Here is a 5223-nt window from a genome sequence, read left to right as displayed (position 1 = left end):
ATATTTAAATTCAACTGATTGCTAACTGTAAAAGCCCCCTATAATGAGACACCCCTATTTAGTAGCCTTGACGGTACTTCTTATTGGAATAAATAATATTGCTGTTTTTGGACAACAGGAAAAATCAACTGTGAATGTATTTCAAAATCGTGTATTTAAAGGCGAAAATTATAAGCCTTTGGGTAATTTGAAATGGGCTTTTAAAACTGACGGAAAAATCTTTTCTTCTCCAATTGTAAATGAAGGAACTGTGTATATAGGCAGTGAGGATGGAAATCTGTATGCCATTCAAGAAAAGACAGGTAAAACGCGCTGGAAATTTAAAACCGGAGGAGCTGTGCACAGCTCTCCGGCTATTTTCCAAAACACAGTTTATGCGGGCAGTTTTGATGGCTACTATTATGCCATTGATATTAAAACCGGTAATTTGAAATGGAAATTCAAAACAGGAGGTGAAAAGTGGGTTGGTGAAGTAGGCTTCTTGGGGCTGAAACCTGCCGATAAATACATGGAGGATTTATGGGATTTCTTTTTGTCGTCGCCAGTCATAAACCCTGATAAACAAAATCTGACTGTTTTCTTTGGAAGCAGTGACGGTAATGTGTACGCGCTGAACGCCAATACAGGCGAACTAAAGTGGAAGTTTACCGCAAAAGAATCCATTCACAGCAGTCCGGTTCTATATAAAAACACACTGTATATAGGCAGTTGGGATGCTAATTTATATGCCATTGACATCACATCTGGAAAAGAGCGTTGGAAATTTGAAACAACAACAAAAGTAGGTTTCAAAGGAATAGAATCCAGTGTGGTTGTTGCGAACGATATGGTTTATTTTGGAGCTCGTGATCCCTTTTTGTTTGCTCTTAATGCCGAAACCGGAAAACTGGTTTGGAAGTACGATGCTGCGTATTCCTGGATATTGGGTACGGCCGTTGTTGTAAATGACGTTTTGTATGTGGGGACTTCGGATACCTATGCATTATTGGGTTTGGATGCCAGAACAGGTGAGGAATTGTTTAAGTTTAAAGCAAATGGGTATGTGTATGGTTCTCCTGCAATAGCGGGCGAAACCGCTTATTTTGGAGATTTTACGGGTAATTTTTTTGCTGTGAATACTAAATCTTTTGGTAAGGAATGGAATAGTTTTAGTACCGAAAGCCGAAAGCAGTTTGCTTCGCAGATATTAAATAACAATCTTCTGGATTTTGCTTTTGTTGTCAAAGACAGCGATATTTCCTTGTATGACACCAATAAAGCAGTGATGGATCAGTTTTATAAATTAGGCTCCATTGTTTCTTCTCCTTTTGTGGCAAACAACACGGTTTACTTTGGCAGTGCCGATGGGAATTGTTATGCCATCGAATTGCTTTCTAAATAACTATCAGACACATCAGATTGTAAATTAATTTGACATAAATAAAATTGTATGATTAATCAGCAAATACGGTTTTTGCTGGTATTCCTATTCTCTTTTTATTTCTGTTCAGGACAAGATATGTCCAAAAACGAAAAGAGAGTTTATACCACAAAATCATTAGAAAATATTAAAGCGCCAATAATTGACGGGCTTTTGACAGATGCCAGTTGGGATATTGTCGATTGGCAAACGGATTTTATTGAAAATCTTCCCGACGAAAACACTCCCCCGACTGAACAGACTAAATTTAAAATATTGTACGATTCCAAGTTTCTGTATGTTGCTTTCAAATGTTACGACAAAGAGCCAGATAAAATTGTAAAACGTTTATCGAGGCGCGATGGTTTTGATGGTGATTTTGTCGAAGTGAATATCGATAGCTATCATGATAAACGCACAGGGTTTTCATTTACAATATCGGCATCGGGTGTGAAAAGTGACGAATTTATTGCAGATAACGGCAATAATTGGGATGCCAGTTGGAACCCCATTTGGTATGTTAAAACCAATGTGGATAACGAAGGCTGGACCGCCGAAATGAAAATACCGCTGAGCCAGTTGAAATTCAGCGCAAGCGAGAATCAGGTTTGGGGTTTTCAGGCTACGCGCCGGTATTTTAGAAAGCAAGAGCGTTCGGTTTGGCAACGTATTCCCGCCGATGCCCCTGGGTGGGTAAGTGAGTTTGGGAGTTTGCAGGGTCTGATAAATTTGAAACCGCAAAAACAACTTGAAATTCAGCCCTATTTCCTTACTCAGTATGATACGTACGAACAGGAATCTGGTAATCCGTTTCGGGAAGGGCAGGAGTTTAATGTGAATGCCGGGCTTGACGCCAAAATTGGAATCACGAATGACTTGACATTGGACTTGACAATTAATCCGGATTTTGGCCAGGTTGAGGCTGATCCGGCAGTAATTGCTTTGGATGGATTTCAGGTATTTCTTCAGGAGAAGCGTCCTTTTTTTATCGAAAACAAGAATATTTTTGATTATAATTTTGCAAACAACGAAGACAATCTGTTTTATTCCAGACGCATTGGACGAAGTCCACAGGGAATTATTACAACCCAAAAAGAGGATTTTGTTAAGCGGCCGCAAAATTCCACTATTTTGGGTGCGGCAAAATTCAGTGGGAAAACAAAAAACGGCTGGTCTTTGGGAATATTGGAGAGTGTAACCGCAGATGAATTTGCAAAAATAGACAACGGTACAGCTCGTAAAGAACTGTTGGTGGAACCGTTGACGAATTATTTTGTGGGACGTGTCCAAAAAGATTTTAATGAACGGAATAGTTTTTTGGGAGCGATTGTAACCGCAACCAATAGAAATACAGATGAGCCACAATTCATTTTTTTACGAAAAGCGGCTTATTCGGCAGGACTTGATTTTAAACACAATTGGAACGACCGGAAATATTATGTTGCCGGAAATATTGTAGGCAGTCATGTTTCCGGTTCGAAGGAATCCATAACCAACACGCAAAAAGAAATATCCCATTTGTTTCAAAGGGTTGATGCCGATTATGTTTCAGTGGATAGTGATCGGACTTCTTTGACCGGAACAGGCGGTAAGATTGAGGCCGGAAAAGCTTCCGAAGGACATTGGAGATATAATGCGAGACTGACTTGGCGTTCACCGGAATTGGAACTCAACGATATTGGATTTCTTCGTCAGGCCGATGAAATCAGACAGACGTTATATGTCAGTTATCAATCCCTGAAACCTTTTGGTGTTTTCAGAAGCGGAATGGTACGTTTTGAACCTTTTGTTACTTATGATTTCGGAGGTTTCCATAACCGAACCTATTATGATCTTTTGGGAAAAGGGGAGTTCACTAATAATTGGTGGGCCAACATTGGCTTCTCCTACAAACCGAGAATTTACAACAACGCTTATTTGCAGGGTGGACCCAAATTTCGGTTTTCGGAAGAGTTTGTGAGCTATAATACTTTTGGTACCGATACACGCAAAAAACTTCGTTTTCAAGCGGGTATATTTTTTGCACAAGGGAAAAATAATTCGTTTTCATACAAGGAATTGGATCCGAGTCTGACGTACCAGCCGACTAATGCGTTGTCAATTACTTTAAACCCTAATTTTAATATCAATCAAAGTAAGACACAATATGTAACCCAATCTCCTTTTGAAGGAGGAATGAGGTACATCACGTCCCATTTGGATCAGCAGACAGTGAGTGCATCATTGCGGTTGAATTACAACATCAACCCAAATTTTACCATTCAGTATTATGGACAGCCATTTGCTTCAACTGGTAAATATTCGAAGTTTAACTATGTTACAAATCCGAGAGCATCTTATTATCAGGACCGGACGGTTACTTATACAGCGAATCAAATTTCTTTTGATAGCAATACCAATATTTATAGTGTAGATGAAAATCAGAATGGAACCACCGATTATTCGTTCTTTAATCCGGACTTTTCTTTTGTTCAGTTTCGCTCTAATTTGGTTCTGCGTTGGGAATACATACCAGGATCCGAAATTTATTTGGTATGGTCGCAAGGTACAAATGGTTCGGGAAGTCCAGCAGATGATTTGTTCGTAAATCTGGATGCGCAAATTTTGGGTAAACAACCTCAGAATACATTCATATTAAAAGCGACTTACCGTTTTTTGTTATAATTGATTATTTATAAATTTAAAAGATACTGTTATGTGTAAAAAAATCATTCTGTTTCTGTTAATGATCGTTCCGCTGTGTTTGTTTTCACAATCGGAAGCTATCGATAAATCAATTGAATATTTGTCGAAAAATAAAATGTCACCTCAGGAATACATTGTTTCAAAATTTGCTTCAAAAGATATAATCCTTTTATCCGAAGAGCATCGAGTTAAGGAAAATTTGGAGTTGGTAAAAAGCCTGATTCCTGTTTTGTATAAAAATGGAGTTACTATCATCGGAATGGAATTTGGTGCAAGCGAAAACCAAAAAACGCTGGATTCCTTAATTTTGGCTCCGGAATACAATGAAGATTTAGCTCGTAAACTGATGTTCAATTACAATTCGGGTTGGGTTTTCAAAGGCTATACGGATTTGTATAAAGCTGTTTGGTCATTCAATAGATCACTTTCCAAATCGGCGAAGAAATTCCGAATTCTAAATTTAAGCTATCGCTATAATTGGTCTTCATTTTCAGGTTATCGTACTCCCGAAAAGATGAAAAAAGTTTTCTATAAAGGAAATACCGAAGCATATCGTTTTGGTATAGTTGAAAAAGAAATTGTTGCAAAAGGGGAAAAGATTTTGATACTAACAGGAGATATCCATGCTTTTACGAGATATAAATTCCCGGTGTATGATTTCTTGGGAGAAGATTTTGTCCGATTGGAAAATGGTTATTTCGGAAACCTTTTGTATGCCAAATATCCGCAGAAAGTATTCACCATTTTTCTGCACAAACCTTTTATGAATCTGCCCGACACCAAACCGAATATGGTTTCGCCTGCAAATGGCGCTATAGAAGCGATAATGCAAAAACGGAACAATGAACCTGTGGGATTTGATTTGGTCAACACGCCTTTGGGTAAATTACGGGACGATAGTTATTATTCAATGGGGTATAAAAACTTCACTTTGGAAGATATTTATGACGGATATGTGTATTTAAAACCCATAAAAAAGCTTTCCGGTTGTGAAATTGATACTGCTTTTTTAACAGAAAAGAATTGGGAACAAGCTCTGGAGAATGTAGCAGATCCAGACTGGCGACCAAGGCCTAAAAGCTTAGAAGAATATTGGAAACAAATTTTGGAGTATGCCGATGTTCCAAAAATATATTCTG

General features: G+C 38.3%; 3 protein-coding genes. All 3 read left to right on the top strand.

All coding sequences use genetic code 11. The features are described 5' to 3' along the window. Window positions 1–43 precede the first annotated feature (43 nt). Window positions 44–1381 (top strand): PQQ-binding-like beta-propeller repeat protein, encoded by a 1338-nt coding sequence (locus tag VLB74_RS03020; protein WP_325201988.1) that lies wholly within the window; start codon window positions 44–46, stop codon window positions 1379–1381. Window positions 1382–1429: 48 nt separating this feature from the next. Beyond that, window positions 1430–4063: a DUF5916 domain-containing protein gene (locus VLB74_RS03015; RefSeq protein ID WP_325201987.1), complete on the top strand. Its 2634-nt coding sequence runs from the start codon at window positions 1430–1432 to the stop codon at window positions 4061–4063. 31 nt (window positions 4064–4094) lie between these two features. Continuing rightward, window positions 4095–5223, top strand: a 1129-nt coding sequence (locus VLB74_RS03010; protein ID WP_325201986.1) for a hypothetical protein, incomplete at its 3' end; no start/stop codon positions are given.

This window comes from Flavobacterium sp. (assembly GCF_035456225.1).
In the GTDB taxonomy this organism is placed as follows: Bacteria; Bacteroidota; Bacteroidia; order Flavobacteriales; family Flavobacteriaceae; genus Flavobacterium.
The sequence above is the reverse complement of the archived record's forward strand: the minus strand, read 5'-3'. Positions and strand labels throughout refer to the sequence as shown.

Coding starts and splice junctions, on each gene's coding strand:
- VLB74_RS03020 (WP_325201988.1), top strand. CDS start 44: ATGAGACACCCCTATTTAGTAGCCTTGACGGTACTTCTTATTGGAATA.
- VLB74_RS03015 (WP_325201987.1), top strand. CDS start 1,430: ATGATTAATCAGCAAATACGGTTTTTGCTGGTATTCCTATTCTCTTTT.